Source organism: Nocardiopsis exhalans, from assembly GCF_024134545.1.
Classification (GTDB): Bacteria; Actinomycetota; Actinomycetes; order Streptosporangiales; family Streptosporangiaceae; genus Nocardiopsis; species Nocardiopsis exhalans.
Window position 1 is genome coordinate 6423189 of the sequence record NZ_CP099837.1, and the last position, 26415, is coordinate 6449603.

Consider the following 26415-nt stretch of genomic DNA (forward strand, 5'->3'; position numbering starts at 1 on the left):
GTGAAGAAGTGGATCATCATCGGCGCGGCCCTCACCCTGGTGCTGGGCCTGGTCGGTTCGGGTTACCTCCTGCTGTCCAGCTTCGGCGGCGCCGACCTGGACGAGGACGAATTCATCAGCCAGGCCGCGGACGTGGGCGGCGGCCCGGTCGAGGTCGGACTGGGCACGGTCAGCTCCCTGCTCGTACTCGACGCCACCGTGCAGCCGGAACCGGGCAAGGCGCTCAAGGCCAACAAGGGCGGCACCGTCACCCACCTGTGGCTGGACAACGGCGCCGCGGTGGAGAACGGGGCCCCGGTCCTCAATGTCTCCGTGCCCGCCGAGCCCACGGCGGGCGGGGGCGAGGACGACGAGGAGTCCGGGCCCGCGACCACCGAGATCACCCTCTACGCGCCCACCGCCGGGACGATCAGGGGGATGGGCGACGTGCGGGTCGGCGACGTCCTGGAGGCCGGGGCGACCGTGGCCACGGTCGCCCCGGACCAGTTCCGCGCCGTGGCCACCGTCCCCGCAAACGACCTGTACCGGCTCTACGACAACCCCGAAGACATCATGCTCAAGATCGACAAGGGGCCGCCCGCCACCGAGTGCGAGTTCATCGGCATGGGCGCCGCGGAGGAGGGTTCTGCCCCCGCCGAGGAGGAGTTCGACCCGTTCACCGGTGAGTCCGAAGGGAGCGGGGGCGGCGCGGAGATCTCCTGCCGGATCCCCTCGGACCTCCAGGTCTTCGAGGGGGTCAAGGGCAAGATGTCGGTGAGCACCGGCGAGGTCGAGGACGTCGTGGTCATCCCGGTGACCGCCGTGCGCGGCACCGCCGAGGAGGGCGAGGTCATCGTGGTCGGCGAGGACGGCACCGAGGAGAACCGCGAGGTCGGACTGGGCCTTTCCGACGGACAGTTCGTCGAGGTCACCGAGGGGCTGGAGGTCGGCGAGACGATCATGGACCCGGTTCCGCTGGACCCGCGTTTCGACATCCCCGGAGATCACGACGAGGACTACGACGAAGAGTTCGAGGGCGACTTCTACGGGATGGGTGGCTAGATGACAGCCGAAGCTCCCTACCCGGTGGCCGTGACCCGGCGGCAGCCCGGCCCCCCGCTGCTCCGGGTGCGGGGGATCACCCGGCACTTCATGGTCTCCGGCACCCGGATCGACGTCCTGCACGACTGCACCTTCGACGTCTCCCGCGGCGAGGTCGTGGCCATCGTCGGGCAGTCGGGGTCGGGCAAGTCCACCCTGCTGAACGTGCTGGGACTGCTGGACAAGCCCAGCAGCGGCTCCTACGTCTTCGACGGGGTGGAGACCACTCCCCTGCGCGAGGGCCGCAGGTCGCGGCTGCGCGGCGAGGGGATCGGGTTCGTGTTCCAGCAGTTCCACCTGCTGGAGCGGCGCACGGCCCTGGCGAACGTGGGCGTGCCGATGGTGCTCGGCGGGGTCCCGGTGCTGCGCCGCCGTGCCCGCGCCAAGGAACTGCTGGAGTCGGTGGGGCTGGGTCACCGCCTCAGCTCCCAGCCGCACCAGCTGTCCGGCGGTGAGCAGCAGCGTGTGGCCCTGGCGCGCGCGCTGAGCCGTGAACCCGCGCTGATCCTCGCCGACGAGCCCACGGGCGCTCTGGACGCCGCCAGCAGCACCATGATCATGGACCAGCTGTTCGACCAGTCCCGGGTGCGTGACGCGGCCGTGGTGGTCGTGACCCACGACCCCAAGGTGGCCGAGCGGGCCGACCGGGTCGTGGAACTGGTGGAGGGCCGTACCCGCTGACCCTCCCGGTGAGTACGCGGTGCCCGGAGCCGCCCCTGGCGGGCGGCTCCGGGCACCGCGTGTTTGCGGCAACACGTGTTTCCGGCGGCGCGGGCACCGGCCGCGCGGTCGGTCACCGCGCCAGGAGTTCCTCGATGCCGGTACCGGGCAGCGCGACGGTCACCTGGGTGCCCCAGGGGTCGTCCAGGACCACCGACCGACCGGTGTCGGCGTGCGCCACCCCCAGCGCCGTCAGACGCGCCACGAGCGCGTCGAGGTCCTCCCGCCCCGGCACGGTGACCGCCACGTCACCGAGCCCCAGCCCGGCGGCGCGCGGACCCGCGCCCGCGCTGTTCCAGGTGTTCATCGCGACGTGGTGGTGGTACCCGCCCGCCGCGGCGAACAGCGCTCCCGGGTAGGTCGCGACGGTGGTCTCGAAGCCGAGCGCGTCGACGTAGAAGGCCCTGGCCGTCGCGATGTCACCGACCTGGAGGTGCACGTGCCCCACCCGTCCGGCGCGCCGCGGCCCCTCAGCGACGACGGCCTCGTCCAGATGGGTGCGCAGGTAGGCGTTGGGGTCGAGGTACAGGGTGCTCATCCGCAGCTGCCCGTTGTCGTACTTCCAGTCCGCCCGGTCGCGGTCGGTGTAGAGCTCGATGCCGTTGCCCTCCGGGTCGGTGAAGTAGAAGGCCTCGCTGACCAGGTGGTCCGAGGAACCGACGAACCGGCTGCGCGGGTCGTTGGCCGACCGGTGGACGGTCGCGGCGAGGGCTGCGGCGTCGTCGAAGAGGAAGGCCGTGGGGAACAGCCCGGCCTGCCCGGGGTCGACGCCGGGCAGCCCCGGAGTGGAGATGAGCCGGATCATCGGGATGCCGCCGCGGCCGAGCACCCGGCGGACCTCGCGCCCGTGTGAGCGCTCCTCGATGGGTTCCAGGGCCAGGGCGCTCGCATAGTACGAGGCCATGTTCTCCAGGTCCCCGACGCGCAGGGTCACGGCGTCCATGGCCGTCTCGGCGCTGAGGACGCGCTCGTCAGCGGTGGTTCCCTCGCTGGGGCGTGCGGTCATGTCGGGCCCTCCCCGGGTCCTTCGGCCCGAGGTGCGTACTCACCCCAAGCCATGGAGAAGAGCTGCGGTGCGGATCCGATGCCGGCCCCGGCCTGCCCCGCGGATCCGAATCCAGAGCCGGCCTGTCCGGCGGACCCGGCCAGGTAACCACGGAGGGGCACGACGAAACACGGTGCCCCGGAGAGTACCTCGGACAGTGCCCCGGGGAATGCAACAGGCCCGGAACTCAAATGAGTTCCGGGCCTGATTTGGTAGCGGGGACAGGATTTGAACCTGCGACCTCTGGGTTATGAGCCCAGCGAGCTACCGAACTGCTCCACCCCGCGTCGTTGTGATCTCTACTTTAGGGCCTTGAACCCCCGGTGGCAAATCGGTTTCTGTTGGTACGAAACCGATCGGAGATCCACCTGTTCGCCCTGGTCAGCTGCCCGACCCGGCTTATCAGCTACTCTACCAGGCTTTCCTCGCGGTCCGCCCCGGCATTTTCGCCGTGCACGCGTATCCTCGTCGAATATCGACTCCGATATGCGCTTCCCGAATTCCCCGCCAAGGCGAAGAAACCGAGAAAAGCACCGGACCCGGGATTTCTCCCGGGTCCGATCTTGGTAGCGGGGACAGGATTTGAACCTGCGACCTCTGGGTTATGAGCCCAGCGAGCTACCGAACTGCTCCACCCCGCGTCGTTGTGATCTCTACTTTAGGGCCTTGAACCCCCGGTGGCAAATCGGTTTCTGTTGGTACGAAACCGATCGGAGATCCACCTGTTCGCCCTGGTCAGCTGCCCGACCCGGCTTGTCAGCTACTCTACCAGGCTTTCCTCGCGGCCCGCCCCGGCAAGCGGGCCCGGGGCGCGGGAACGGATGCTGTTGGCGAATCCGGGTGGGGGTCCGGGGGTGGATTCCGGCAGTGGGTTCGGGGGCTTGGGATGGGTGGATGTGCCCGAAAGCCGGGCTGGCACGTGTCCGTTGCTTCCGTAACCGTCAGGTCCTCGGTGATCTTGCTACCAGGAGCAAGTTCGGCGCCGAACTTGCTCCTGGTAGCAAGATCACGCTGAAAGGAGGGGCCGAAACCGGTCCGGGTCCGGCCGGGTTCGCCAACAGCATCCACGGGAACGGGGCGGGACCTGGAAGGTCCCGCCCCGTCGTACACAACGCCTTCGGCGGCGCGCGGTACTTCCTCTCGGACTACGGACTAGTCGCCCGCGGCCTCCTCGATGGCCTCGAGAGCCTCACGCAGGCGCTCGTTGGCGTCCTCGTTGGCCTCCTGTGCCTCTTCCCAGGCCTCGACGGCCTCGTTGAGGGCGTCGGTGAGGTCGTTGGCGTCGCTGTCGCCACCGTCGCCGTCACCCGCACCCGCCTCGGCGGTCTCCTCGTCGTCCTCGGTGCCCTCCTCGGCATCCGGTTCGGGCAAGGGGGCCTCGTCGCCCTCGAACAGGTTGTTCAGGGCGTCCTGGAGGTTGCTGCCGATGGCGACCTCCTCACCGAAGCCGACCATGACCTGCTGGAGCAGCGGGAAGGACGCGGCTCCGCCGCCACCGGCCTGCACGTAGAGGGGCTCCACGTACAGCAGACCGCCGGCGAAGGGCAGGGTCAGCAGGTTGCCCCGGGTCACCTCGGCGTTGGACTGCTCCAGCGGGAGCAGGACCTCACGCACGTCGGCGTCCGAGTCGAACGCGTTCTGCACCTGACCGGGACCGAAGATCACCGTGCTCCGGGGCAGCTCCAGCAGCTTCAGCTGACCGTAGTCCTCGGATTCGGGGTTGCTGTCCACGGCCATGAACGCGGCCAGGTTCTCACGGCCTCGCGGCACGAACGTGGTGGTCAGCGAGAAGCTGGCCTCCTCCGAGCCCGGGAAGTTGATGGTCTGGCGGTAGGGCGGCTCGGGGACGTCCCCCTCCTGGGTCGGGTCGTTGGGAACCGACCAGAAGTCCTGACCACCGTAGTAGGACGCGGCGTCCGTGACGTGGTACTCGCGCATGATCTCGCGCTGCACCTTGAACAGGTCGTCCGGGTAGCGGACGTGTTGGAGGAGCTCCTCGCTCATCTCGTCCCGGTCGACGATGGTGCCCGGGAAGGCGCCCTCCCAGGTCTGGAGGACGGGGTCCTCCTCGTCCCAGCGGTACAGGGTGACGGTGCCGTGGTAGGCGTCGACGGTGGCCTTCACCGAGTTGCGGATGTAGTTGACCTCGTTGCCGGGCAGCGCGCCGACCTGCTGGATCGAACCGTCCGTGAAGGTGTCGGTCACCGCCTGGGTGAAGTCGATCCGGTTGGCGTACGGGTAACCGTCGGAGGTGGTGTAACCGTCGACGATCCACACGATCCGGCCATCGACGACCGCCGGGTAGGGGCGGCTGTCCATGGTCAGGAAGGGAGCGACCTTCTCGACGCGGTCCAGCGGGTCGCGCTCGTAGATGATCCGCGAGTCGCTGGTGATCGCGCTGTTGAGCAGGATGCTCGTTTCCTGGTACTTGATCGCGTACAGGATGCGGTCGAAGAAGTTGTTCAGCGCCACTCCGCCGTCACCGTCGTAACGGTTGTAGGCCTGGGAGCCGCTGGTGGGCGCGTCCTCGGCGCCCTCGTCGACGGCCTCGGCGTCCTCGGCCGGGGCCTCCTCCGCCCCTTCGTCGCCATCAGCGGGAACGCGGGCGTCGTCCGCGTCCGGGCTGGCGTCCACAGCGTCCTCGAGGGTGGGCACGTCAGGCTCGTCGTTCTCGGAGTCGAGCGGGAAGTCGTACTCCTCCTCGGCCTGGACGATGACGTACTCGGCGCCTTCGCGACCGTAGTAGATGCGGGGCTCGTACTCGCCCCTGACATCGCTGAGGTCACCGCGCGGCGGGATGTTGTACTCGGTGAAGACCGGGCGGCCCTCGTTGTCGATCAGGTTGCCCGCAGCGGCGACCATGCCGAAACCGTGGGTGTAGATCAGGTGCCGGTTCAGCCAGTTGTCCTGGTCCGCGGGCGGACCGTCGAGCTCGCGGACGGCGACGAGCGTGTCGATCAGGTTGCCGTCGGCGTCCGGGTAGCGGTCGACCTCCAGCACGTCCGGGAACTGGTAGAAGCCTCGGACCTGCTGCATCTGCTGGAAGGTCTGTGAGACGACCGCCGGGTCCGCCAGACGGACGCTGGGAATGGTGTCGGCCTCGGCCGCCAGCTCCTGCTGCGTGAGCTCCGTGGTGGCGTCGTAGGTCTCCACCTCGGCGTCCGCGATCCCGTACGCCTCGCGCGTGCTCTCGATGTTGCGCTCGATGTACGGGCTCTCCAGACGCTGCTCGTTCGGGTCGACCTGGAAGTTCTGGACGATCGCCGGGTAGATTCCGCCGACGACCACGCCGGACAGCACGAGCAGCCCGAGGGAGGCCACCGGGATCATCGTGTTCTTGAAGGCGATGTTGGCGAAGAACAGGATCGCGCAGATCACCGAGATGACGGTGAGGATGGTCAGGGCGGTCTTGACCGCGTTCACGTCCGTGTAGGAGGCACCGAACGTGTAACCGCGGTCGGAGAAGACCAGCCCGTAGCGGTCCAGCCAGTACGAAGCGGCGCGCAGGAGCACGAACAGGCCCAGCAGGACCGACAGGTGCACCCGGGCGGCCGGGGTGGCGCGCTGGCCGGAGTCGTTCTGCAGGCGTACGCCGCCGTACAGGTAGTGCACGATCACCGCGGCGATGAACGCCAGGATGACGGCCGCGTACAGGTAACCGAGCAGGACGCGCATGAACGGATAGGTGAACGCGAAGAACGCGATGTCCATACCGAACTCGGGGTCGGCCACCCCGAAGTCGGCGCTGTTCACGAACTGCAGGTAGACCCGCCAGTCACCGCTGGCCGCTGCACCGGCCAAGAGCGCCAGGGCGCCCACGGCGATCCAGAAGAAGAGCTTGCGGTGCGGGTCGATGGACTGCCGGTAGCGGTCCAGGCCCTGCTGCTCCAGGCTCATGGGCCTGGTGGCCGGGCGGGCCCGGTAGGCGAAGAAGATGCTAGCGCCGACGATGACCGCCATGACGAGCGCCGCTACGGCGAACAGCAGCACTCGGGTCCACAGCTCGGTCAGGAAGACGTTGGTGTAGCCGACGGAATTGAACCACTTGTAGTCGGTCCAGAAGTTCGCGGCGAACATCAACCCCGCGATGATGACGACCACGGTCGCCGCGACTGGCGCGAGCAACCTTGATCGGCGAGGCATACGCGCAGGTGGTGCGCCGGGCGATCGGAAGCTCACGCCTCCCCCTCGTTCTGGCTTGGTAGGTGCGGTCGGTGCGCGTGGTGCGCCTTATTACTGAAAACTTAATCGGTGGCCGCCAGGTTCCCGAAATCGCCCTCCAGCCGATGACAAGGCTGCATCGTTGGGGTATCGGAGTCGCAACCGGAGGGCGCCATGCGACCCTACTGCCGCCGAACGGGCCCGGCGGGGTTCCCACATCGGCCACCATGGAAACGTGTCGAACATTCGCGAAGCAGTCATGGACCTGGAACGCCACGCGGCCGAGCAGGGTTGGGACCGCCCCCTGGGGCTGTACGCCCTGGTCCCCACCTCGGAGCTGCTGGCCGCGGAACCCGCTCTCGCGGGCCTGCTGGGGATCGATTCCCCGGCCAGCCCCGACGAGCTGACCCCGGTGGAGCAGGAGGCGCTGTCCCCGGACGTCCCGTTGGAGGAGGCCCTGGGCCGCATCCTGTGGCCCGAGGGCGTGGCCGGGTGCGCGCTGGTCATGGAGCGCCTGGTGGTGAAGGGCTCGGACGAGACCCTGGCCGCGGGCGAGGACCCCACCGCCTCCGGCAAGGAGACCGAGGAGATCCGCATGGTCGCGGGTGTGCTGCGCGACGGTTCGCGGCACTGCGCCATGCGCATGCGCAGCCACGACAGCGAGACCGAGGTCCTCAACGGCCCGGACCTGATCCCGGCACTGACCTCGGCCCTGGCCCTCACCCTCGACCTCGAAGAGGAGCTCCCCGGCAAGGAGAGCTGAAGCCCTGGACACAACGGAACCCCGGACCGTGCGGCCCGGGGTTCCTTCATCTCGCGCGCGTCCTGGCTTCTGCTCCGCTAGTCCCCTTCGCAGCGGGGGAGGTCAGCGCCGCCCTCGCGGATGGTCTCCAGGGCGTCCAGGGCGTCGGTGAGCGTCTCGACGCGCACCACGTCCAGGTCGTCGGCGGCGGCGGACTGGTTCACCTGGGAGCAGCTGTCGGCGGCCACGAAGAAGTACTCCGCGCCGTCGCGGTGGGCGCTGACCATCTTCTGCGGGATACCGCTGACCCCGCCGACCCGGCCGTCGGAGCTGACGGTGCCCGAACCGGCGACGCTGACACCGCCGGTGATGCCCTCCTCGCTGAGGCGGTCGATGATCCCGAGGGCGAACATCATGCCCGCGCTGGGGCCGCCGATCTCGCCGACGGAGATGGAGACGTCGACGGGGAAGTCCATGTCGTCGGCGATGAGCACGCCCACCGCGGCGTTGCCCTCGTCGCCCTCGACGGTGTCGAGGGCGACCTCCACCTCCTCGCCGTCGCGGTCCAGGACCAGGGCGACGGGGTCACCGGCCTCGCGGGCACCGACCTTGTCCACCACGTAGGCGCTACCGACGAGCTCCTCGGGGTCGTCACCGGTGGTGCTGGTGGGCACCTTCTCGCCGTCGACCTCGATGATGCGGTCCCCCGCCTCCACGACACCGTCGGCGGGCATGCCCTCGACGGCCTCGGCGACCAGCGGAATCGCCTCGTAGTCGATGTTGAGCTGGTTGAGGGCGGCGGCGGTGGCGTCCGTCTGCGAGCTGTTCATCTGGACGGTCTGCCGCTCGGTGACCTCCTCCTGGGAGCGCCCGGCCGGGAAGAGGAGTTCCTCGGGCAGCACCGCCTGGCTCGGCGAGAGCCACGCCGTCACCAGGGTGAAGAGGTTGAGCCGGTGGTCGGGGCCGCCGGCGTACTGAACGGTCACCATGGAGAGCGATCCGTCGTGCTCGTAGTTCTCGGCACCCTCGATACCGATGACGGGCTGGCCGTCCTGCTGCTCGCCCAGGGTGTCCAGGGTGACGCCGGGGGAGGCCACCAGGTAGGGCACGGGCAGGAAGAGACTGCCGTACCCGAGCCCGGCAAGCAGGACGAGTGCGGCGACAAGGGTCATGACACGACGAACCATGCTGACACCTTAGAGCCCCCGGCGACCCACCCGGGCTCACGGGCGGGGGCCGGTCAGGGCGAGCCCACCCACTCCGTGTCGCCGTCCTCGAAGGACTGGTTCTTCCAGATGGGCACCTGGGCCTTGAGGTCGTCGATGAGCTTGCGGCAGGCGGCGAAGGCCTCCTCGCGGTGCTCGGCGGAGGCCGCGACGACCACGGCGATGTCCCCGATCTCCAGGTCGCCGACGCGGTGCGTGGCGGCCATCCGCACGACCGGCCGCCCGGGGACGGAGGTGTCGCTCAGCACCTTCTCCATGACGACGCGCAGCTGCGCCTCCACGGACGGATGGGCCGAGTAGGACAGCGCCGAGACGTCCCGGCCGTGGTCGTGGTCGCGCACGGTACCGATGAAGACGGCGGTACCGCCGGCTCTGGGATCGGTCACCGCCGCGAGGACCTCGTCCACGGACAGGGGCGTGTCGCGTACGGCCGCGAGAGTGATCTGTTCCACGTGGGAACCGTATCAAGGCGCCCCGTGCACGACACTCCCGCACGTGAACCCCACCTGTGCGATCATCCAAAAATTCTGATGTTCGAGCAGTTCAGAGCCGCATAGACCTCGCGACTCGCAGCATCGCCCGCTCAGCTCCTCCCGCGTTTGCGCAGGTGCCGGATGGCGGCCGCGGTACCGATGGCGGCGGCCGCCGCACCGGCGGCGCCGGCGGCGGTGATGGTGACCTCCTTGCGGCCCAGGCTGCGCCCGGCGATCGCGTGCTTTCCGGTCTTGGACTCCAGCAGGGCGATCAGCGCCGACTCGTTGTCGTGGCCGGGCTTCCAGCCCGCGTCGCGCAGGGCCGAGCAGTCCACCACGCACGGGTAGACCAGGAACTTGATCTCACCTGCGGCGGCCGGGGTGATGCGGGCCTGGTGCAGGCGGCGCACGGCGCCGAAGGCGAGGTTCGCGGGCACCTCGAAGTGCTTCATCCCCGCGATCTCCTCCACCTCCCCCTGGGACAGGGAGCCCTCGCTGGCCACGGCGACCACGCCGTCCGTACCGGTGACCCCGTACAGGGCGCAGTAGGCCAGGGCGGAGGCGAGGTCGTCCTCGTGGCAGAACTGCCAGCGCTGTTCGTGGCCCTTGACGGTGAGCAGCCGCGGCGCGGAGAAGTGCCGGCTCAGCAGCGTGTCCAGGTCCGGCCCCACGAGCGGGGCGGGCCGCACCACGGTGACGCTCAGCCCGGGATGGGCCCGGCGGGCGCGCTCGGCCAGCTCCTCCACCTCGGCGAAGTCACCCATGAGGCCCTCGCTGTTGTCCGAGACGCGGGTGGCGTTCTCCGGCAGCGGGACCGGATTGTCGGGGACGGCGCCGTAGACCATCGTGCTGGTGACGAGGATGACCCGCGGGACCCCGGAGGCCGCCGCGGCGGTCAGGACCGTCTGGGCCGCCCGGACGTTGTGCGCCCGGCGCTCCGAGGGTTTGCTGTCCAGGGACCGGTCGTCCGCGGTGTGCACGAGGACGTCGATCCCGCCCAGGCGGGAGACCAGCCCCGGATCGCTGACGTCCGCGATCCGCCAGGTGACTCCGCGCAGGTCAGCGAACTCCTCGTCGATCGCGACGACCTCGCGGGCGGCCACGGAACCTTCTGGCGTGGCCAGGCGTTGCACGAGGAGTCGGCCCACTCCGGAGGCGGCACCGGTGACCGCCACCACCATGCCCGCCGGATCCGGGGGGCTGTGCTCTGGGCGAACCTGGCTGCTTTCGGTATTCACTCCGGGCGACTCCCAGCTAACGTGACAGTGGAGACCAAACCTAATCCTGCCTGAGGTCTGATTGTGAGCGACCTGCCTTTCGGTTTCAGCATGCCGAACGATCCCGACGACGAGTCCGGCCGCCGTTCTGGCGACTCCGGCTCGGGTGCCGGCAGCGGCCGCCCGGGCGGGGGGGACTCCGGAATGCCGGACGGTTTCCCGTTCGGCGATCCGCAACAGATGGCCAACATGCTCCGCCAGTTCGCGGACATGATGTCGTCCCAGCCCGCCCCCGGTGCGTCCGAGGCCGGCCAGACGTCCTCGGCGTCCGGCATCAACTGGGACATGGCCAAGAACATCGCGCGGCACGCGGTGTCCCAGAAGGGGGACCCGAGTGTGCCGCCCGCCGACTACGCACGGATCGAGGAGGCGCTGCGCCTCGCCGACCTGTGGCTCGACCAGGCTACCGACCTGCCTTCGGGACTCCAGACCGCCCAGGCCTGGAGCCGGTCGGAGTGGATCGAGAAGACGATGGACTCGTGGGCGCAGCTGTGCGACCCGCTGACCGCCAAGACCGTCCAGGCCATGGGGCAGAACCTGCCCGAGGAGATGGCCTCCATGGCCGGTCCGCTGCTGGGCATGATCCAGCAGATGGGCGGCATGATGGTCGGCCAGCAGGCCGGTCAGGCCATCGGCGAGCTCGCCCGGGAAGTGATCGGTACCACCGACATCGGCCTGCCGCTCGCCGGTGAGGGCAATGCCGCGCTGCTGCCCTCGGGGGTGGCCCGCTTCAGTGAGGGCCTGGAGATCCCCGACGACGAGGTGCGGCTGTACCTGGCCGCCCGCGAGGCCGCCGTGCACCGCCTGTACTCGCACGTGCCGTGGCTGCGTTCGCACGTCTCGCGCCTGGTCGAGGAGTACGCGGCCGGGATGTCCTTCGACGTCAGCGGTCTGGAGGACAAGCTCGGCGAGATCGATCTCACCAACCCCGAGGCCCTCCAGGAGGCGATGTCCGGCGGTATGGGCCCCGAGGGCCTGCTCCAGCCGGAGGACACCCCGCAGCAGAAGGCCGCGCTGGCCCGCCTGGAGACCACCCTCGCCCTGATCGAGGGCTGGGTGGCGACCGTGGTGGCCAAGGCGGTCTCCGAACGGCTGCCGCAGTCCGGCGCCCTGGCCGAGACCACCCGTCGCCGCCGCGCCACCGGTGGTCCCGCCGAACACACCTTCGCCGCCCTGGTCGGCCTGGAACTGCGCCCGCGCCGCCTGCGCGAGGCCGGAGCCCTGTGGTCCGCGCTGGAGGAGGCCCGGGGCGTGGAGGGCCGGGACGCCGTCTGGCAGCACCCGGACCTGATGCCCACCGGCGACGACCTCGACGACCCGGACGGTTTCGTGCACGGGCGGAGCGAGTTCGAGGGCGCGGACTTCGACATCTCGTCACTGACCGAACCCGACGGCTCGGAGAAGCCCAAGCCCGGCGAGGCCGAAGGCAAGTCCGGTGAGGACAAGAAGGACGGCGATTAGGTGACACTGCACGCGGACGCCCGGGCGGTGCTGGGCGCGTGGACCGCGCCCGACGCCGGGCAGGAGGAACTCCGCCGTTCCTACCTGGACCACCTCGACGCCCACCCGGACGCCATGTGGCGCACGTGCCTGCCCGGGCACCTGACCGCGAGCTCGGCGATCATCTCCGCCGACGGCTCCAAGGTGGCCCTCGTGCTGCACCGCGTCCACCGGATGTGGCTGCAGACCGGCGGCCACTGCGAGACCGAGGACGCCACCCTGGCCGCTGCCGCGCTGCGCGAGGCCACTGAGGAGTCCGGCATCCGGGGGCTGACCCTGCTGCCCGCACCGGTGCGGCTGGACCGCCACGCGGTACCGTGCGGCGGCGGCAGCTTCCATCTGGACGTGCAGTACGCGGCCCTGGCCCCGGCCGACGCGGTGCTGGTCGTGGACCCCGCCGAGTCCGCAGGGCTCGACTGGTTCCCGGTGGACGAGCTGCCCGAACCCAGCGACGACGTCGTGCGCGACCTGGTCCGCACCGCCGCACGGGCGGTCCGCGCCGACAGAGCCGGGCAGAGCGACCCGAGGCCCGCGTAGTGTCCCTGATCACCGTGGCGGGCATGCTCGGCGGCCTGGCCGTGTTCCTCCTCGCCCGTAGGGGGCGCAAGGCCGCCGAGCGCCTACTCGCCGACCAGCGTGCGGGCCTGATCGGCCCGGACGAGGTCGCCCGGGCCAAGGTCCAGCAGAAGGAACGCTCCCTGCGCCTGGGCAAGGGCGTCTGCGCCTTCCTGGGCCTGCTGCTCCTCGCGGTCCTGGGCCGCGCGGCGGTCACGGGTGAGTGGGGCGGGACCACCCTCTACTACGCGGTCCTCGTCGTCGTGCTGCTGCTGGTCAGCGCCTTCACCCTGAGCAGGGTCGCCGCCGAGGCCAACGAGGCCAAGAACGAACTCGGCCGGCCCGGCCACTGATTCTTCGCAGACCTACCCGCTCGCGCGCACAGCGAGTCCTGGTGGTGGGTGTCCTGTCCGAGCGCGAGTCCCACGACGAGACCGACTACCTGCTCCGCGGCCCGGCGAACGCACAACGCCCGCACGAAGCCGTCAGGCGGCTCGAATCCGGAACCGGGGCAGAACAGGACCTGACCGGGTGGAGGGCTACTCTTCGAGGGCTACTTCGTCGGCTTCGAGTTCCTCTTCGGAGCCGGAGTGGTCGCATTCGGAGCGGCTTCCGGCGCTGTAGCCCTCCAGGTAGCCGCGGGCGCGGTCGGCCTTGGGGTAGCGGCGGACCAGGTCCCAGAAGTCGCGGCCGTGGTGCGGGATCTGCAGGTGGGCGAGTTCGTGGACCAGGACGTAGTCCACCACCCAGGCGGGCATCCCGGCGACGCGGCGGGAGATGCGGATCGTGCGGGTGTCCGGGGTGCACGAGCCCCAGCGGGAGTTCTGGTTGTCGACCCAGCGGACGCTGTCCGGCAGGTGGGTACCGCCCAGGTAGCGTTCGGCCAGTTCCACCGCGCGCTCGTGGAGCTCACGGTCGCCGGGGCGTCTGCGGCCCTCGCGCGCCTCGAGTTTTTGCAGCATCTGGTCCACCCAGCGCTTTTCCTCTGCGCGGGAGAACGTCGCGGGCACGAGGACGACCGTGGTGTCCCCGTCCCTGTAGGCCGACACGGTGCGGCGGCGACGAGGACTGCGTCGTACCTCGATTTTGGTGTTCGAGGGCACGAACTTTACGGTAGCCGAGCGAAGCTCTCACGAACAGGTGTGCGTTGTCCCGAAATGTCATCTGTCTAGCGCGGTGTCCGAGGAGTGCTCTCAGGACGGGAAACTCCCCTGTGTAGCGGATTCAGCTCTGACCAGGGCGGTTTTTTGCCTGGTGAGAGGGGCCGTATCGGGGCCTGATTCGACCTCTTCCCGCATTTTTGGTTACACAAACGAGACCGGACGGCGAGCCCCCCGTCGGGAGGAGACCGCCGTCCGGCCTCGAGTGTTCACCCAGCACGCGTCATTTGGCGCTCAGGCCCGGTCAACACAGCCGTGACCACGCGATTTCCATGATCGCCTGCTCCGCACGGCGCTCCTCGCGCTGGCGGGCTCGGAGCTGTCGGGCGCCGAGCCGTCTGATCTGACGCTCGCGCGGCTCCTCGTCGGAGCGTTCCACCATCTGCATGAGTTCCTGCATCATCGTTCTTCGAGTCCTTCGGTTCGTGGGTGCTTCGGGGGCTTCAGGTTGTTCCGGGCGGTCAGGCCGCGACCGGGGCCGGGTTCTTGCGGGGACGGCCACGCGGGCGCTTGCGCGCCACGACCTGACCGGAGACGAGCAGCTGCCCGCCCCAGACGCCCCACGGCTCGCGCCGCTCGAGCGCGTCCGCCAGGCACTGCTCCCTGATCGGGCAGGCCCCACAGATCGCCTTGGCCTCCTCGACCTCCGCGGGGGACTCCGCGAAGAACAGGTCCGGCTCCATACGGCAGGGGATTTCGGCCTCGCCCAGCTGAGGCGTTTCCAGGACCGACGCAAGCATCGGTGCCCTCCAAGATCTTTGATCGTTCGTACAACGCGGTCGGTGTTCAGTCACCGGATCAGGCCCGGTGCGGGACCTGGACTTGCGATGCCGCCGCCTTCTCCCTCGTCCCTGGGGGACGGAGAGCCTGCGGAGATACAAAGAAAGCCGCGGCCCCTGTGTCGGGGTCCGCGGCCACGGTTGAAAATCTCGGCCTGTGTAGCTCTAGGCCGGAATCCTCCGTGGACACTCCCCCGATGCGCCATAGCGGCGCGGGGTTTCGTGCGATGCCTCGTTGACGCCACCGGTGAACTTGCCGCGATCAAGGGCAAGCTCGGACTCGTGACGCAGTCCGCCGATCACACCAGCGGTGGACACACCGGTCCCCTGGGACACGAAGCCCGCTCCGACGAGCCGGACCATGCCGAGGACACAGGTGCCGCCTTCGGTGCTCGGGCGACTGCCGATGGTGGTGATGCCGCTCAGGTCGGCACCCGGGACGACACGGGTCGGGAACAGCTGCCAGGCAGCGGCGGTGACGTCAGAAGCGAAACCGTTGTTCATCGGCTTCAGCAAGTTCACCTGGGTCATCTGGTTCATCTCCGTCGTGTTCATTTGATCGGGCACCTCCTTCAAGGTCGGGCACAGGATCTTGCACCTGTACCGAGAGCGGTCACTTCGACGAGATACACACTACGGGGCGGCCACGAAAATCGGCAACCTATTTTTGACCTGCGAAAACGTCCGCATCTGGCCAAAACTTCCAGGGAATGGCGAAGGGCCCGGCAGTGTTCGCCAACACACTGCCGGGCCCTCCCCGAACGCTGCTCGGTGTCCTGCCTGGTGAGACCTCCGGCGGACTCCCAGGACCTCCCCCCGGTCTCCTAGGACCAGCCCTCGGCGTCCACCACGCGGATCATGCCCTCCTGAACCACGGAGCAGACCAGCTGGCCCTCACGCGTGTAGACCAGACCGCGGGCCAGTCCCCGGGCGCCCTGGGCGGTCGGGGACTCCTGTGCGTAGAGCAGCCACTCGTCGGCGCGGAACGGGCGGTGGAACCACATGGCGTGGTCCAGGCTGGCCATCGCGATGCCCGCGAAGGACCGGCCGTGCCGGAGCAGCACCGTGTCCAGCAGGGTCATGTCCGAGGCGTAGGTCATCAGACACACCTGGGTGAGGCGGTCGTCGGGCAGCTTGCCGTCCACCTTGAACCACACCGGGTTGGTGTCCGTGCGCAGGCCGGGGTCGCGTTCGGCCTCGAACGACATCGCACCCACCGGACGCATCTCGATCGGGTGCCACTGGACGAAGTTCGGTACCTTCCCGAACGCCTCGCGCAGCCGCTGGCGCGTGCTGAGCAGGTCCTCGGGCGGCGGTACGTCCGGCATCGGGGTCTGGTGGTCCAGCCCCGGCTCCTCCTTGTGGAAGGAGGCCGACAGGGTGAAGATCGCCTTGCCGTGCTGGATCGCCACGACCCGGCGGGTGGTGAACGAACGCCCGTCACGGACCCGGTCGACCTCGTAGACGATCGGCACCGTCGGGTCGCCCGGCCGGATGAAGTAGGCGTGCAGGGAGTGCACGTACCGGTCCGTGGGCACGGTCCGGCCCGCGGCGACGAGTGCCTGCCCCGCCACCAGGCCGCCGAAGACCCGCTGGGGCCCCTCCGCCGGACTGATCCCGCGGAAGATGTTGACCTCGATCTGTTCCAGGTCCAGCACCCTCAGCAGGTCGGACAGGGACTGCCCGCTGCGCTCGGCGTCGTGTTCACTCATCCTCGTCCTCTCCGTCACCGGCGTCCGTCTCACCGGCGGCCGCCTCCGCGGGGTCCCGCCCCGCGACCAGCGCGAGTACCGCCTCACCGTAACGGTCCAGCTTCGCCGGGCCCACCCCGGACACGGCCGTGAGCTGGGAGACGCTGGAGGGCTCCTGCTCGGCGATGGCCTGGAGGGTGGCGTCGGTGAAGATCACGTAGGCGGGCATCTTCGCTTCCTGGGCGGTCTGCCTGCGCCAGTCGCGCAGCCGCTCCAGCAGGGCTTCGTCGTAGTTCGACGGGCAGTCCAGGCAGCGTCCCAGCTTGCGCTCGGTGGTGTCGGAGAGCACGTCCGAGCAGACCCGGCAGCGCACGACCCCGCCCTTGCGTCGGTCACGGCGGTTGGCGGTGGAGGGCGAGGCGGGGCGCAGCCCGTCCAGGAAGCGCGAGGGCTTGCGGGTCTTCCTTCCCCCCGGTGACCTCGCCAGGGACCAGGACATCGCGAGGCTGGACCGGGCGCGGGTGACCCCCACGTAGAAGAGCCTGCGCTCCTCCTCGACCTGCTCGTCGGTCTCGGCGTAGATGATCGGCATCATGCCCTCGGTGAGGCCGACCAGGAACACCGCGTCCCACTCCAGACCCTTGGCGGAGTGCAGGGAGGCGATGGTCACCCCCTCGAACCCGGGCGCGTGCTCGGTGGCCATGCGCGTCTCGAGCTCCTCGACGAAGGCGGCCATGGTGGCCTGGCCGCCGTCCGGGCCGGGCTTGGCCGCCATGTCCTCGGCGAGCTGGGCCAGAGCCGACAGCGACTCCCAGCGTTCCCGGGCCTGGCGGCCCTCGGGGGCGGTGTCGGTCAGCCCCATCTGGGAGAGCAGGCTCCGCACGGTCGCGACCAGGGGTTCGGCCGTCTCCCCCGCCGCGCCGTGCCGGGCCCCGCGCAGGGTGTGCACGGCCTGCTTGATCTCGGGGCGCTCGAAGAAACGGGTGGTGCCGCGCACCGTGAAGGGGACGCCCTCGTCGGCCAGGGCCTGCTCGTAGGCGGCCGACTGCGAGTTGGTGCGCAGCAGCACCGCGATCTCGCTCGCGGGGGTGCCGTCCTCCAGCAGCACGCTGATCTTGCGCGCGACGCCGGTGGCCTCCCCCGGTTCGTCCTCGTACTCCTGGTAGAGCGGGTCCGGCCCGTCCGGGCGCTGCGCCTGGAGGGTGAGGTGGTTGGCGGAGGTGGTGCCCTTGGCCTGCGCGATGACGTGGTTGGCCACCCGCACCACCTGCGGGGTGGAGCGGTAGTCGCGGACCAGCCGGACCACCGTGGCGTGCGGGTAGCGGTTGGCGAACCCGGTCAGGTAGCCCGGGGTGGCCCCGGCGAAGGAGTAGATGGTCTGGCTGGGGTCGCCGACCACGCACAGGTCGTCGCGGTCGCCGAGCCAGGCGTCCAGGAGGAGTTTCTGCAGCGGGTTGACGTCCTGGAACTCGTCCACGACGAAGTACCGGTACTGGTCGCGGACCCGTTGGGCCACGGCCGGGTACTCGTTGATCATCCCGGCGGTGAGCTCCAGCATGGACTCGAAGTCGAGGAGGTTGTGCTCGCTGCGCAGCTCCTCGTAGGCCTCGAAGACCCGGGCGACCTCGCCGGTGGTCATCGGCGCCTGGCGGCCCGCCTTGGCCACGGCCTTGTCGTAGTCGCTGGGGCGTACCTGGGTGACCTTGGCCCACTCGATCTCACTGGCGAGGTCGCGCAGCCCGAGCCGGTCCGGTTGCAGCCCCACCGCGTTGGCGGCGCGGGCCACCACCGAGAGCTTGCTGTCGATGAGGGTGGGTTTCTCTCCGCCGACCACTTGTGGCCAGAAGAAGCCCAACTGGCGCAGCGCGGCCGCGTGGAAGGTGCGGGCCTGCACCCGGGGGGCGCCCAGGGAGCGCAGGCGTCCGCGCATCTCCCCGGCCGCGCGGGCGGTGAAGGTGACCGCGAGGATCTGCTGTTCGGAGACGACCCCGCTGGCCACGGCGTGCGCGATCCGGTGCGTGATGGCCCTGGTCTTCCCCGTTCCGGCACCGGCCAGAATGCACACGGGGCCGCGTAGGGCGCGCGCCGCCTCGGTCTGTTCCGGGTCCAGTCCCTCCAGGACGCGGTCGGGGTCCATGGTGCTCCTGCATCTGGTCGGGGCGGGTGTGATCGGTGTTTCGGCTGCGATCGGCCAGACGGCCGAAATCGGCCAAGACGACCACAACGGTCTGGAACGGCCCTGGACCGTCGTGCCACTCTGGGACTCTTGTCAGGCCGTGGGCGCACAGTCTCTCAAGTATCGGTCTTTACCGGGAGCGGATGCGCCAGGCTGTGGACAAGCGTGGACACGCGGGGTGCGCGAGCTGGGCGAACGAGCTGAGCGAGACATTCCAGAACCAGTCGCCCCTGTGAGGCGTCCCACGTTGTGTCGCACGGTCATGGGAAGCGGTGAGGCCCCCTTGGTGTTGAGAGTTGGGGAACCGACCCCCCACCATGACCGTCGACCTGAAAGACGTGAGCGAGATGACGAGTACGGGCACCGAAGCCTTCACGATGTACAGCACCCCCTGGTGCGGGTACTGCAGACGCCTCAAGAGCCAGCTCTCCCGTGAGGGGATCGCGATTCGCGAGGTGAACATCGAGGAGAACCCGGAGGCCGCGGAGTACGTGATGAAGGTGAACGGCGGGAACCAGACGGTCCCCACGGTGGTCTTCAGCGACGACACGGCGATGACCAACCCGTCGCTCGCTCAGGTGAAGAAGAAGTTGGCCGAGCTGTCCTAGGACGGACGAACGGCGCGGACCGCACACGGTTGCGGTCCGCGCGGCGGGTCCCCTCCCCCCAAGGGGCGGACACCCCCGAGTTCCGACCGGAGGCGCGGCCGACACCGTAGCTCGGACGATGACGGGGAGTGTTGAGTTGGGGGACGACGTGAGGTCTCATGACGTAGCGGTCACCGACACGGTGGACGTCGAAGTGGTGCGCCGCACCCCGAACGGGTGGCGTGTGGGCACCGACCAGAACGGGCACGAGACGCCGGACCTGGTCAGTGCGATGGTCCTGGCGGACCTGCTCACCGCCGAGGCGGGGACCGGCAGACCCCGCACCCAGGCTCCGGGCCGCGCCCCGGAGGGGGCGTCGGAAGTGGAGCGGCTGCGGCACACGATCACGCAGCTGGAGCACGCGCTGCACTCGAGGGTCGTGGTGGAGCAGGCCATCGGGGTGCTCGCGGAACGGCACACGATGCCGCCCCGCGAGGCGTTCGAGAGACTTCGCTCCTCGGCCAGGTCCCGGGGGCGCAAGGTCGCCGAACTGGCCCAGGACGTGGTGGAGAGCAGCACCAGCCCCCTGACCGTCCTCCCGGACGAGCTGACCACGGGATAGGACCGGGGCCGGGCCGGCCGATCCCGGTCGGCGGCAGGACCGGTACGCACCGCGGGACGTCCGGTTCGGGGGGACGGACGACCCGCGGTTCGGGCGCGCCCGGGCCACGCGGGCCCCGGGCGGTGACGGCTCCGGGTTCGGTCTACCAGCCTCCCGGGAGCTCCGCGCCGTACCAGTGCTCGATCAGGGTGCGGGCGATGGAGAGCCGCCCCGGCAGGACGACCTCCTCGGAGTGCACGGCCTCGGCCAGCTCGGCCCGGGTGAACCAGCGGGTCTCGGCGATCTCGTCGTCGGTCCGCTCGGTCTCGCCCACCGCACGGGCGGTGTAGCCCATCATGAGGCTGCGCGGGAACGGCCAGGGCTGCGAGGACAGGTAGCGGGGGTCCTCGACGACCACGCCCGCCTCCTCCGCCACCTCGCGGATCACCGCCTGTTCCAGGGACTCCCCCGCGTCCACGAACCCGGCCAGCACGGAGAAGCGGTGCGCGTCCCAGTTGGGGTTGTTGCCGAGCAGGCACTCCTCCTGACCGTCGCGCTCGCGGTGCACCAGCATGATCACCGCCGGGTCCATCCGGGGGAACTGTTCGGTGCCCTCCTCCTCGCAGACCCGCACGTGACCGGCCCTCTCGATCCGGGTGCGGGAACCGCAGCGCGGGCAGAAGCCGTGGCTGGCGTTCCAGTTCGCGAGAGCGACCGCCCGGGTGAACAGGCCGGTGTCGTGGTCGTTGAGGACCGCGCCGACCTCGCGCAGGGACGCGGGTTCGGCGACGGGGTTGGGCTCCAGGTCCTGGCGTGAGCGGACCGCGAAGTAGGCGCGCTCGCCGTCGCTGCCCAGCAGGTACCGCTCGCCCGCGGGGGCGTGGTGGGGGTCGAGCAGGACGAGCTCCCGGGTCTGGCCGGTGGTGACCAGGGCGCGGGACTGCTTGGCCATGAGCGCCTTCCAGCCGTAGCTGCCGGGTTCACCGCCCTCCAGGACCAGGACCCTGGTGTTCGGGTCCGCCCAGGCCGCGGCCAGCCAGTCGTCGTCACCGCGCCGGTGCCCGGCGGGGTTGACGGTGGAGCGGGCGAGCAGGGGTGTGGCTTCGGATTCCATGCGACCTTCCGGTTCTGTTGTTCTCCTCAAGGTCTAACGCCTCCGAGGGCCCGGCGCACTCCCGTTCCCGGAACCGGTGCGGCCGCCGGGAGCACACGGCGGCCGCGGCCGACAAGCAGCGGATGGCAGGCGTCAGGGCTCAGACGCCCCTGACGGCGCCCAGTTCCTCCCACAGGTAGGCCGCGCTCTCGGCGCCCTTGAGCAGCAGCGGCATCTCCACCTTCTCGTTGGGGGCGTGGATGCGGTCCTCGTTGAGTCCCACCGCCACGAACACCAGCGGGGCTTCGAGGATGTCGGCGATGTCGGCCTCGGGGCCGCTGCCGCCCTCACGGGTGAACAGGACCTCCTTGCCGAAGGCGCGGCCCATGGCGGAGCGGGCGGCCTTCAGGGCGGTGGAGGACAGATCGGAGGCGCAGGCGCGCACGCCCGGGCCGCCGAACTCCAGCTCGGCGGTGATGCCGCCCGGGGTGTTGGCCTCCACGTACTCGCGGACCCGGTCCTGGATCTCCAGGGGCTCCTGGCCGGGCACGAGGCGGAAGCTGATCTTGGCGTGCGCGGAGCGCGGCACGATGGTCTTGCCGCCCGCCCCGGTGTGCCCGCCCCACATGCCGTTGATCTCGGCCGTGGGCCGCAGCCAGACGCGCTCCAGGGTGCTGTACCCCTCCTCCCCGCGCGCGGCGGTGGAGGCGGCGGTGGCCAGCCACTCCTTCTCGTCGAAGGGCAGCCGGGCGATGAGCTCGCGCTCCTGTGCGCTGGCCTCGACGACCCCGTCGTAGAAACCGGGGATCGCGACGCGGTTGTCGGCGTCGTGCAGACCGGAGAGCAGGTCGCTCATGATCTTGAGCGGGTTGGGGACCGCACCGCCGAAGGAACCGCTGTGCAGGTCGCGCTCCGGGCCGAAGAGGCTGATCTCCACGTCGGTGACGCCGCGCATGCCCACGCACATGGAGGGGGTGTCGGGCGCCCACATGGTGGTGTCGGAGATGACGGCGACGTCGCAGGCCAGGCGCTCGCGGTTGGCCTTCATCAGCTCGGCGAAGTGGACGGAACCGGACTCCTCCTCACCCTCCACCAGCAGCTTGACGGTGACCGGCGGGGCGTCCGCGCCGGAGGCGGCCAGGGCGGCCCGCACGCCCAGGGCGTGGAAGAGGACCTGGCCCTTGTCGTCGGAGGACCCGCGCGCGTAGAGGGAAGTGCCGCGCTCGGTGGGGACGAAGGGCTCGGTCTCCCACTCCTCCAGCGGGTCCACCGGCTGCACGTCGTGGTGGCCGTAGACCAGCACCGTGGGCGCTGCGGGGTCGGCGGCGCGCCACTCGGCGAACACGGCGGGCAGCCCGGGGGTCTCCCAGACCTCGACCGTGGGGAAGCCGGTCTCGGTGAGGTGGTCCGCCAGCCAGCGGGCCGAGCGGCGCACGTCGTCGTGGCGCTCGGGGTCGGCGGAGATCGAGGGGATCGCCAGCCATTCCTTGAGCGAGGTGAGGAACTCGTTCCCGTGGGCCTCGATGTAGGCACGCGCGTCCATCAGCCGTCCTTGTCCTAGACATCCTTGTCGGAATCGACCTTAGAACCTGGACAGGACACGCTGGAACTCGGCCATACAGGACGTGATCGGGGTAAGGCCAGCACTACCGAAAAACCGGGGATTACTCCCCGTGCCCGCCGCCCCGCCCGTCCCTAGGGTTGTCGGTGTGATGACCCATGAGAACTCCCCCCGGCCGCGGACGCCGTTGACCGCGTTACGCGAGCGGCGCTTCCTCAGGACGCGCTGGCCGTTGCGCAGCCTCGGTGCGGTGCTGGGCGCGGTGCTGGTCGGCGGTGTCTCGCACCTCCTGATCGGTCCGATGCTCATACCGGTGATCATCCTCGTCGAGATCCTCGTGGAGGCCCGGCAGGACGTCAACGAGGCCGAACTGTGGATCGTGGTCCTGCTGCCGTTCCTGAGCCTGGGGATGCTCCTGCTCCTCGGGCCGCTGGTGGCACTGCCGGTCGCAGCGGTGGAACGGTGGCGATTGCGGCTGGTGCACCCTCCTGTCAGGTCAGGGCACCGCACTCCACGCGGCGGGGTACGGCGGTGGCTGCGCACCCGCTACAGCGAGGCCGCGACCTGGCGGGAGTTCGCTTATCTCCTGCTGCTGTGCCTGGTCATCGCTCCCCTCAGCGCCCTCGTGCTGATCGGCTTCGCGGGGTACGGCCTGGTGCTGCTGGGCGCTCCGCTGCTGGTCGCGGCCGGTGAGCAGCTCGTGTTCAACCAGTTCCGGGTCAGCGGTGTCGGGGCGGCGTTCGCCCTGGTTCCGGTCGGCGCCGCGCTCCTCGTCGTCTCGCCCTACGCGGCCGCGGTCACGGCGCACCTGAACGCCGTGCTGGGCCGGATCCTGCTCGGCGGGGAGCCGTCCGAGGCGCTGCGGAGCGAACTCGTCGAGGTCAAGCGATCCCGTGCCCGGCTGGTCGACTCCTTCGAGGCAGAGCGGCGCCGTATCGAACGGGACCTGCACGACGACACCCAGCAGCGGCTGGTGACGCTGGCGATGAAGCTCGGTCTCGCACGGATGGACTCCCCCGCCGGTTCACCGGTGGAGCGGAGCCTCGCCGACGCACAGGAGCAGGTCAAGGAGATCATCAGCTCGATGCGGGAGATCATCCAGGGCATCCACCCGCCGCTGCTTACGGACGAGGGTCTGGTGGCGGCGCTGCCGGAGCTGGCCGAGCGCTGCGCGTTCCCGGTGGACCTGACGGTGGACCTCACCGAACGGTCGCCCGCCCACGTGGAGGGGGTCGTGTACTTCGCCGCCGCCGAGGCGCTCGGCAACGTGGCCAAGCATTCCGAGGCGCACCGCACCGCCGTGACGGTCGAACGTGCCGGGGAGGACGTGGTGCTCGAAGTGACCGACGACGGTCGGGGCGGCGCGGATCCCGAGCGGGGCACCGGGCTGACCGGGCTCGCCGACCGGGTCGCGGTGCTGGGCGGTAGAACTCTGTTGTCGAGTCCGGTCGGCGGGCCGACCCGGATCAGAGTGGAGGTTCCATGCACCGGCGCTCCCCGCTCCGCGTCGTCCTAGCCGAGGACGGGGTCCTCTTCCGAGAAGGCCTGCGAAGCCTGCTGGAGCGCTTCGACATCGTGACCGTCGCGGCGGTGAGCGATGCCGAGACCCTGGTGGAGGCCGTGGCCGAGCACGGACCGGACCTGGTGATCACCGATGTGCGGATGCCGCCCGGGTTCGGGAACGAGGGGCTGCGCGCGGCGGTCGAACTCCGCACGAAGCACCCCGCCCTGCCGATCGTCGTGCTCAGCCACTTCGTGGAGACCCGTTACGTGGACAAGCTGCTCGACTCCAACGAGGGGCGGGCCGTCGGGTACCTGCTGAAGGAGCGTGTGGCCGAGGTCGAGAACTTCGTGGCCTCGTTGCGCCAGGTCTCCGAGGGCGGTGCGGTCATCGACCCGAGCGTGATCCGGCGGCTGGTCCAGCGGCGGGACCCGCTGGACCAGCTCACCCGACGGGAACGGGAGGTGCTGATCCTCATGGCCGAGGGGCACTCCAACGCCCGGATCGCCCGCGAACTGACGGTGAGCGAGGCGGCGGTGGGCAAGCACACCGCGAGCATCATGGCCAAGCTCGGCCTCGCCCACGGGGACGCGGACATCAACCGCCGGGTGAAGGCGGTCCTGGCGTTCCTGCGCGGTTAGGGGGTTTCCTGCGCGATGAGCAGGTCGGGCAGGGCGGCCACGGTGTCGAGGACGTGGGTGGCCCCGGCGGCCCTCAGAGCAGCGGCGTCGTGGGCGCCGGTGAGGACACCCGCGACGGTCCCCGCTCCGGCGTTGCGGCCGGTGCGCACGTCCGAGGCGGTGTCACCGGCGACGGCGACGGCCGCGACCGCGGAGACCCGGGCGCGCAGGGCCGCGGCCAGGACCATGTCCGGGTGGGGGCGGCCGCGCCCGCCGACGTCGGCGGGGCAGAGGGTGAAGTCGACCAGGCCCTCCCAGCCCAGGGCGGCGAGGATGCGGTCCTGGGTGTCACGGGCGAAACCTGTGGTCAGGGCGATGGTTCGGCCCTGGTCACGGAGGCCGCGCAGGGCGTCCTCCGCGCCGGGCAGCGGGGCGCAGTGACCCGCGTCGACCAGGCGCGCGTAGGCGGCTTCGAAGGCGGCGTTCGCCTGCTGTGCGCGCTCCTCGTCGTGGTCGGTGAGGTGGCGGAAGACGGTGATCTTGGATTCGCCCATGGTGGCGCGCACGTGGTCGAGCTGGGCCGGGGTGAAGTCGGGCAGGGCGGCCTGGAAGGCGCGCTCGACCAGGCCGTCGTCGGCGACGGTGGTCCCGGCCATGTCGAGCACGACGAGTTCGGTGGTGGCGGGGTTAGCGGAGTTCTCTGAGGCGGCGGGGTTCGCGGTCATGCTCACCAGTCCAGTTCGTCTGCGGTGGTCTCGGCGATGGCGGGGGAACAGGTCATACCGCGTCCGCCGGGGCCGGTGACCAGCCAGGCGGAGTCGGCGACGGGGGCGCGGTGCACGACGTTCGCGGTGTCCGCGCACTGCGCGTAGACCCCGGCCCAGCGGCGGCGGACCGACGGCAGCGGGCGGCCGAGGAGGCGCTCGGCCACCTGGGCGAGGTGCTCGTAGGGGTCCTCGACGGTGTCGAAGGAGAAGGGGTGCTCGTACTCGTGGGTGTCGCCGATGGTGAGGGAGCCGTCGGCGCGCTGGACCATGAGCAGCTGCATGGCGTGCTCGCTGGCGGTGGGCGGCTGGGGCTGTCCGGCGTTGAGGGCGTCCAGCTCCGGCCCTTGGTAGGCCGGGTAGCAGCGGAAGCTGTCGGCGTCGGCGACGGAGGTGGTCAGCGCTTCGCCCAGGGGCCCGGTCTGCATCATCTGCAGGCGGACCCGGCGCACCGGCAGGTCGGGGACCAGTTCGCGGACCAGACCGCCGAGCCAGGCTCCGGTGCAGAGCACGACCTGGTCTCCCTGATGGGTCTGGCCGTGATCGTCGCGGACGGCTCCGGGCGCGGGCAGGTCGCGGACCTCGCGGCCGGTGAGCAGGGTGTAGCGGCCGCTGCGGGCGAGCTCGGCCTGGAGGGCGTTCTGGGCGACGCGGGGTTCGACCTGGGCGTCCCGGCGGCACCACAGGGCACCGAGGAGTTCGCCGCGCAGGGCCGGGTTGACCTCGCGGACGCGCTCGGGTTCGAGGAGGTGGAGGTCACGCAGCTGGGCGTCGGGGCCCTGGACGGCGGCCTTCGCGACAGCCAGCTCGGCCTCGGTGGTCAGGGCGGTGAGCGAACCGGAAGGGCGGAAGCCCAGGTCGGGGACGCGCTCGGCGATCCCCTCCCAGAGCTCGCGGGCGCGCAGTGCGGCCTGGAGTTCGGGACCGGAGGAGCGGCCGCTGACCCAGACCAGGCCGAAGTTGCGGACGGAGGCGCCCCGCGCGGCGGCCTCGCGTTCGATGTGGACGACCTCGTGCCCTCGGGAGACGGCCTGCCAGGCGTGCATGGTGCCGAGTACCCCGGCGCCGACGATGATCACTCTCATGTCTTCGAGCCTGGTGGG

General features: G+C 70.3%; 25 protein-coding genes and 2 tRNA genes. 10 read left to right on the forward strand and 17 right to left on the reverse strand.

Features of this window, described 5'->3' with window-relative positions:
* Both NE857_RS28465 and NE857_RS28470 read left to right on the forward strand, forming a co-directional pair.
* Complete coding sequence (locus NE857_RS28465; protein WP_254418424.1) at nt 1-1041, forward strand: efflux RND transporter periplasmic adaptor subunit; 1041 nt, start codon at nt 1-3, stop codon at nt 1039-1041.
* On the forward strand, nt 1042-1761 hold the full coding sequence (locus NE857_RS28470; RefSeq protein WP_254418425.1) for an ABC transporter ATP-binding protein: 720 nt from the start codon (nt 1042-1044) through the stop codon (nt 1759-1761).
* A gap of 112 nt (nt 1762-1873) precedes the next feature.
* Here NE857_RS28470 and NE857_RS28475 read toward each other — a convergent pair whose 3' ends face one another.
* The 4 genes from NE857_RS28475 to NE857_RS28490 form a co-directional block, all read right to left on the reverse strand.
* Complete coding sequence (locus tag NE857_RS28475; protein WP_254418426.1) at nt 1874-2806, reverse strand: VOC family protein; 933 nt, start codon at nt 2804-2806, stop codon at nt 1874-1876.
* A gap of 249 nt (nt 2807-3055) precedes the next feature.
* Nucleotides 3056-3132 (reverse strand) — tRNA-Met (locus NE857_RS28480).
* A 277-nt stretch (nt 3133-3409) separates the two neighbouring features.
* A tRNA-Met gene (locus tag NE857_RS28485) sits at nt 3410-3486 on the reverse strand.
* A 511-nt stretch (nt 3487-3997) separates the two neighbouring features.
* A complete protein-coding gene (locus NE857_RS28490; protein ID WP_301184267.1) occupies nt 3998-6988 on the reverse strand; it encodes a UPF0182 family membrane protein in 2991 nt (996 codons plus the stop codon).
* 253 nt (nt 6989-7241) lie between these two features.
* On the opposite strand from NE857_RS28490, the gene NE857_RS28495 reads away from it, so the two are divergent.
* Nucleotides 7242-7769, forward strand: a complete 528-nt coding sequence (locus NE857_RS28495; RefSeq protein ID WP_239646266.1) for a PPA1309 family protein — start codon at nt 7242-7244, stop codon at nt 7767-7769.
* 77 nt (nt 7770-7846) lie between these two features.
* On the opposite strand, the gene NE857_RS28500 is transcribed toward NE857_RS28495, so the two are convergent.
* From NE857_RS28500 to NE857_RS28510, 3 genes are all read right to left on the reverse strand, one after another.
* Nucleotides 7847-8920, reverse strand: a complete 1074-nt coding sequence (locus tag NE857_RS28500; RefSeq protein WP_184372291.1) for a YlbL family protein — start codon at nt 8918-8920, stop codon at nt 7847-7849.
* Nucleotides 8921-8988: 68 nt separating this feature from the next.
* The gene (locus NE857_RS28505; protein WP_017584543.1) at nt 8989-9426 is read right to left on the reverse strand and encodes a molybdenum cofactor biosynthesis protein MoaE; all 438 of its coding nucleotides are present in this window, start codon (nt 9424-9426) and stop codon (nt 8989-8991) included.
* Between the two features lie 131 nt (nt 9427-9557).
* A complete protein-coding gene (locus tag NE857_RS28510) occupies nt 9558-10625 on the reverse strand; it encodes an NAD-dependent epimerase/dehydratase family protein (protein ID WP_254422121.1) in 1068 nt (355 codons plus the stop codon).
* Between the two features lie 123 nt (nt 10626-10748).
* Here NE857_RS28510 and NE857_RS28515 point away from each other — a divergent pair, with 123 nt between their 5' ends.
* From NE857_RS28515 to NE857_RS28525, 3 genes are read left to right on the forward strand one after another with little or no spacing between them, the layout of a single operon-like run.
* Nucleotides 10749-12185, forward strand: a complete 1437-nt coding sequence (locus tag NE857_RS28515) for a zinc-dependent metalloprotease (protein ID WP_184366120.1) — start codon at nt 10749-10751, stop codon at nt 12183-12185.
* A complete protein-coding gene (locus tag NE857_RS28520; protein WP_184366121.1) occupies nt 12186-12761 on the forward strand; it encodes an NUDIX hydrolase in 576 nt (191 codons plus the stop codon). It abuts the gene before it with no gap.
* Nucleotides 12761-13132, forward strand: a complete 372-nt coding sequence (locus tag NE857_RS28525) for a hypothetical protein (RefSeq protein WP_184366122.1) — start codon at nt 12761-12763, stop codon at nt 13130-13132. Before NE857_RS28520 ends, NE857_RS28525 begins: the two co-directional genes overlap by 1 nt.
* Nucleotides 13133-13318: 186 nt before the next feature.
* Here NE857_RS28525 and NE857_RS28530 read toward each other — a convergent pair whose 3' ends face one another.
* The 6 genes from NE857_RS28530 to NE857_RS28555 form a co-directional block, all read right to left on the reverse strand.
* On the reverse strand, nt 13319-13882 hold the full coding sequence (locus NE857_RS28530) for a M48 metallopeptidase family protein (protein WP_184366123.1): 564 nt from the start codon (nt 13880-13882) through the stop codon (nt 13319-13321).
* A 301-nt stretch (nt 13883-14183) separates the two neighbouring features.
* Nucleotides 14184-14342, reverse strand: a complete 159-nt coding sequence (locus tag NE857_RS28535; RefSeq protein WP_017584537.1) for a hypothetical protein — start codon at nt 14340-14342, stop codon at nt 14184-14186.
* A gap of 58 nt (nt 14343-14400) precedes the next feature.
* Nucleotides 14401-14679 (reverse strand): WhiB family transcriptional regulator, encoded by a 279-nt coding sequence (locus tag NE857_RS28540; RefSeq protein ID WP_017584536.1) that lies wholly within the window; start codon nt 14677-14679, stop codon nt 14401-14403.
* Nucleotides 14680-14883: 204 nt separating this feature from the next.
* Complete coding sequence (locus NE857_RS28545) at nt 14884-15273, reverse strand: hypothetical protein (protein WP_254418427.1); 390 nt, start codon at nt 15271-15273, stop codon at nt 14884-14886.
* A gap of 269 nt (nt 15274-15542) precedes the next feature.
* Nucleotides 15543-16430 carry an acyl-CoA thioesterase II gene (gene tesB / locus NE857_RS28550; protein ID WP_254418428.1) on the reverse strand — a complete coding sequence of 296 codons (888 nt, stop codon included), beginning with the start codon at nt 16428-16430 and terminating at the stop codon, nt 15543-15545.
* The gene (locus NE857_RS28555; protein WP_254418429.1) at nt 16423-18546 is read right to left on the reverse strand and encodes an ATP-dependent DNA helicase UvrD2; all 2124 of its coding nucleotides are present in this window, start codon (nt 18544-18546) and stop codon (nt 16423-16425) included. The genes tesB and NE857_RS28555 overlap by 8 nt, the downstream gene beginning before the upstream one ends.
* Before the next feature lie 356 nt (nt 18547-18902).
* Between NE857_RS28555 and NE857_RS28560 the strand changes: the two genes are divergently transcribed.
* Together NE857_RS28560 and NE857_RS28565 are read left to right on the forward strand one after the other, a co-directional pair.
* Nucleotides 18903-19193: a mycoredoxin gene (locus tag NE857_RS28560; protein WP_254418430.1), complete on the forward strand. Its 291-nt coding sequence runs from the start codon at nt 18903-18905 to the stop codon at nt 19191-19193.
* 118 nt (nt 19194-19311) lie between these two features.
* Nucleotides 19312-19794 (forward strand): ANTAR domain-containing response regulator, encoded by a 483-nt coding sequence (locus NE857_RS28565; RefSeq protein WP_184366127.1) that lies wholly within the window; start codon nt 19312-19314, stop codon nt 19792-19794.
* Nucleotides 19795-19936: 142 nt separating this feature from the next.
* On the opposite strand, the gene nudC is transcribed toward NE857_RS28565, so the two are convergent.
* Complete coding sequence (nudC, locus tag NE857_RS28570) at nt 19937-20887, reverse strand: NAD(+) diphosphatase (protein WP_254418431.1); 951 nt, start codon at nt 20885-20887, stop codon at nt 19937-19939.
* Nucleotides 20888-21026: 139 nt separating this feature from the next.
* Complete coding sequence (locus NE857_RS28575; RefSeq protein ID WP_254418432.1) at nt 21027-22409, reverse strand: dipeptidase; 1383 nt, start codon at nt 22407-22409, stop codon at nt 21027-21029.
* Between the two features lie 250 nt (nt 22410-22659).
* On the opposite strand from NE857_RS28575, the gene NE857_RS28580 reads away from it, so the two are divergent.
* Together NE857_RS28580 and NE857_RS28585 are read left to right on the forward strand one after the other, a co-directional pair.
* A complete protein-coding gene (locus tag NE857_RS28580; protein ID WP_254418433.1) occupies nt 22660-23943 on the forward strand; it encodes a sensor histidine kinase in 1284 nt (427 codons plus the stop codon).
* The gene (locus NE857_RS28585; RefSeq protein ID WP_254418434.1) at nt 23910-24569 is read left to right on the forward strand and encodes a response regulator; all 660 of its coding nucleotides are present in this window, start codon (nt 23910-23912) and stop codon (nt 24567-24569) included. The genes NE857_RS28580 and NE857_RS28585 overlap by 34 nt, the downstream gene beginning before the upstream one ends.
* On the opposite strand, the gene NE857_RS28590 is transcribed toward NE857_RS28585, so the two are convergent.
* Together NE857_RS28590 and NE857_RS28595 are read right to left on the reverse strand one after the other, a co-directional pair.
* Nucleotides 24566-25273: a phosphonatase-like hydrolase gene (locus tag NE857_RS28590; protein ID WP_254418435.1), complete on the reverse strand. Its 708-nt coding sequence runs from the start codon at nt 25271-25273 to the stop codon at nt 24566-24568. The two genes, NE857_RS28585 and NE857_RS28590, sit on opposite strands and share 4 nt — an antisense overlap.
* 2 nt (nt 25274-25275) lie before the next feature.
* Nucleotides 25276-26391, reverse strand: coding sequence for a TIGR03364 family FAD-dependent oxidoreductase (locus NE857_RS28595; protein ID WP_254422122.1), 1116 nt, complete (start codon nt 26389-26391; stop codon nt 25276-25278).
* Between the last annotated feature and the right edge of the window lie 24 nt (nt 26392-26415).

What these genes read in the sequence shown, in the direction of transcription:
- NE857_RS28470 (WP_254418425.1), top strand. Translation starts at nt 1,042, where the DNA reads ATGACAGCCGAAGCTCCCTACCCGGTGGCCGTGACCCGGCGGCAGCCC.
- NE857_RS28575 (WP_254418432.1), bottom strand. Translation starts at nt 22,409, where the DNA reads ATGGACGCGCGTGCCTACATCGAGGCCCACGGGAACGAGTTCCTCACC.
- NE857_RS28475 (WP_254418426.1), bottom strand. Translation starts at nt 2,806, where the DNA reads ATGACCGCACGCCCCAGCGAGGGAACCACCGCTGACGAGCGCGTCCTC.
- tesB (WP_254418428.1), bottom strand. Translation starts at nt 16,430, where the DNA reads ATGAGTGAACACGACGCCGAGCGCAGCGGGCAGTCCCTGTCCGACCTG.
- NE857_RS28585 (WP_254418434.1), top strand. Translation starts at nt 23,910, where the DNA reads ATGCACCGGCGCTCCCCGCTCCGCGTCGTCCTAGCCGAGGACGGGGTC.
- NE857_RS28560 (WP_254418430.1), top strand. Translation starts at nt 18,903, where the DNA reads ATGACCGTCGACCTGAAAGACGTGAGCGAGATGACGAGTACGGGCACC.
- NE857_RS28535 (WP_017584537.1), bottom strand. Translation starts at nt 14,342, where the DNA reads ATGATGCAGGAACTCATGCAGATGGTGGAACGCTCCGACGAGGAGCCG.
- NE857_RS28545 (WP_254418427.1), bottom strand. Translation starts at nt 15,273, where the DNA reads ATGAACACGACGGAGATGAACCAGATGACCCAGGTGAACTTGCTGAAG.
- NE857_RS28590 (WP_254418435.1), bottom strand. Translation starts at nt 25,273, where the DNA reads ATGACCGCGAACCCCGCCGCCTCAGAGAACTCCGCTAACCCCGCCACC.
- NE857_RS28500 (WP_184372291.1), bottom strand. Translation starts at nt 8,920, where the DNA reads ATGACCCTTGTCGCCGCACTCGTCCTGCTTGCCGGGCTCGGGTACGGC.
- NE857_RS28540 (WP_017584536.1), bottom strand. Translation starts at nt 14,679, where the DNA reads ATGCTTGCGTCGGTCCTGGAAACGCCTCAGCTGGGCGAGGCCGAAATC.
- nudC (WP_254418431.1), bottom strand. Translation starts at nt 20,887, where the DNA reads ATGGAATCCGAAGCCACACCCCTGCTCGCCCGCTCCACCGTCAACCCC.
- NE857_RS28555 (WP_254418429.1), bottom strand. Translation starts at nt 18,546, where the DNA reads ATGGACCCCGACCGCGTCCTGGAGGGACTGGACCCGGAACAGACCGAG.
- NE857_RS28565 (WP_184366127.1), top strand. Translation starts at nt 19,312, where the DNA reads ATGACGGGGAGTGTTGAGTTGGGGGACGACGTGAGGTCTCATGACGTA.
- NE857_RS28490 (WP_301184267.1), bottom strand. Translation starts at nt 6,988, where the DNA reads ATGCCTCGCCGATCAAGGTTGCTCGCGCCAGTCGCGGCGACCGTGGTC.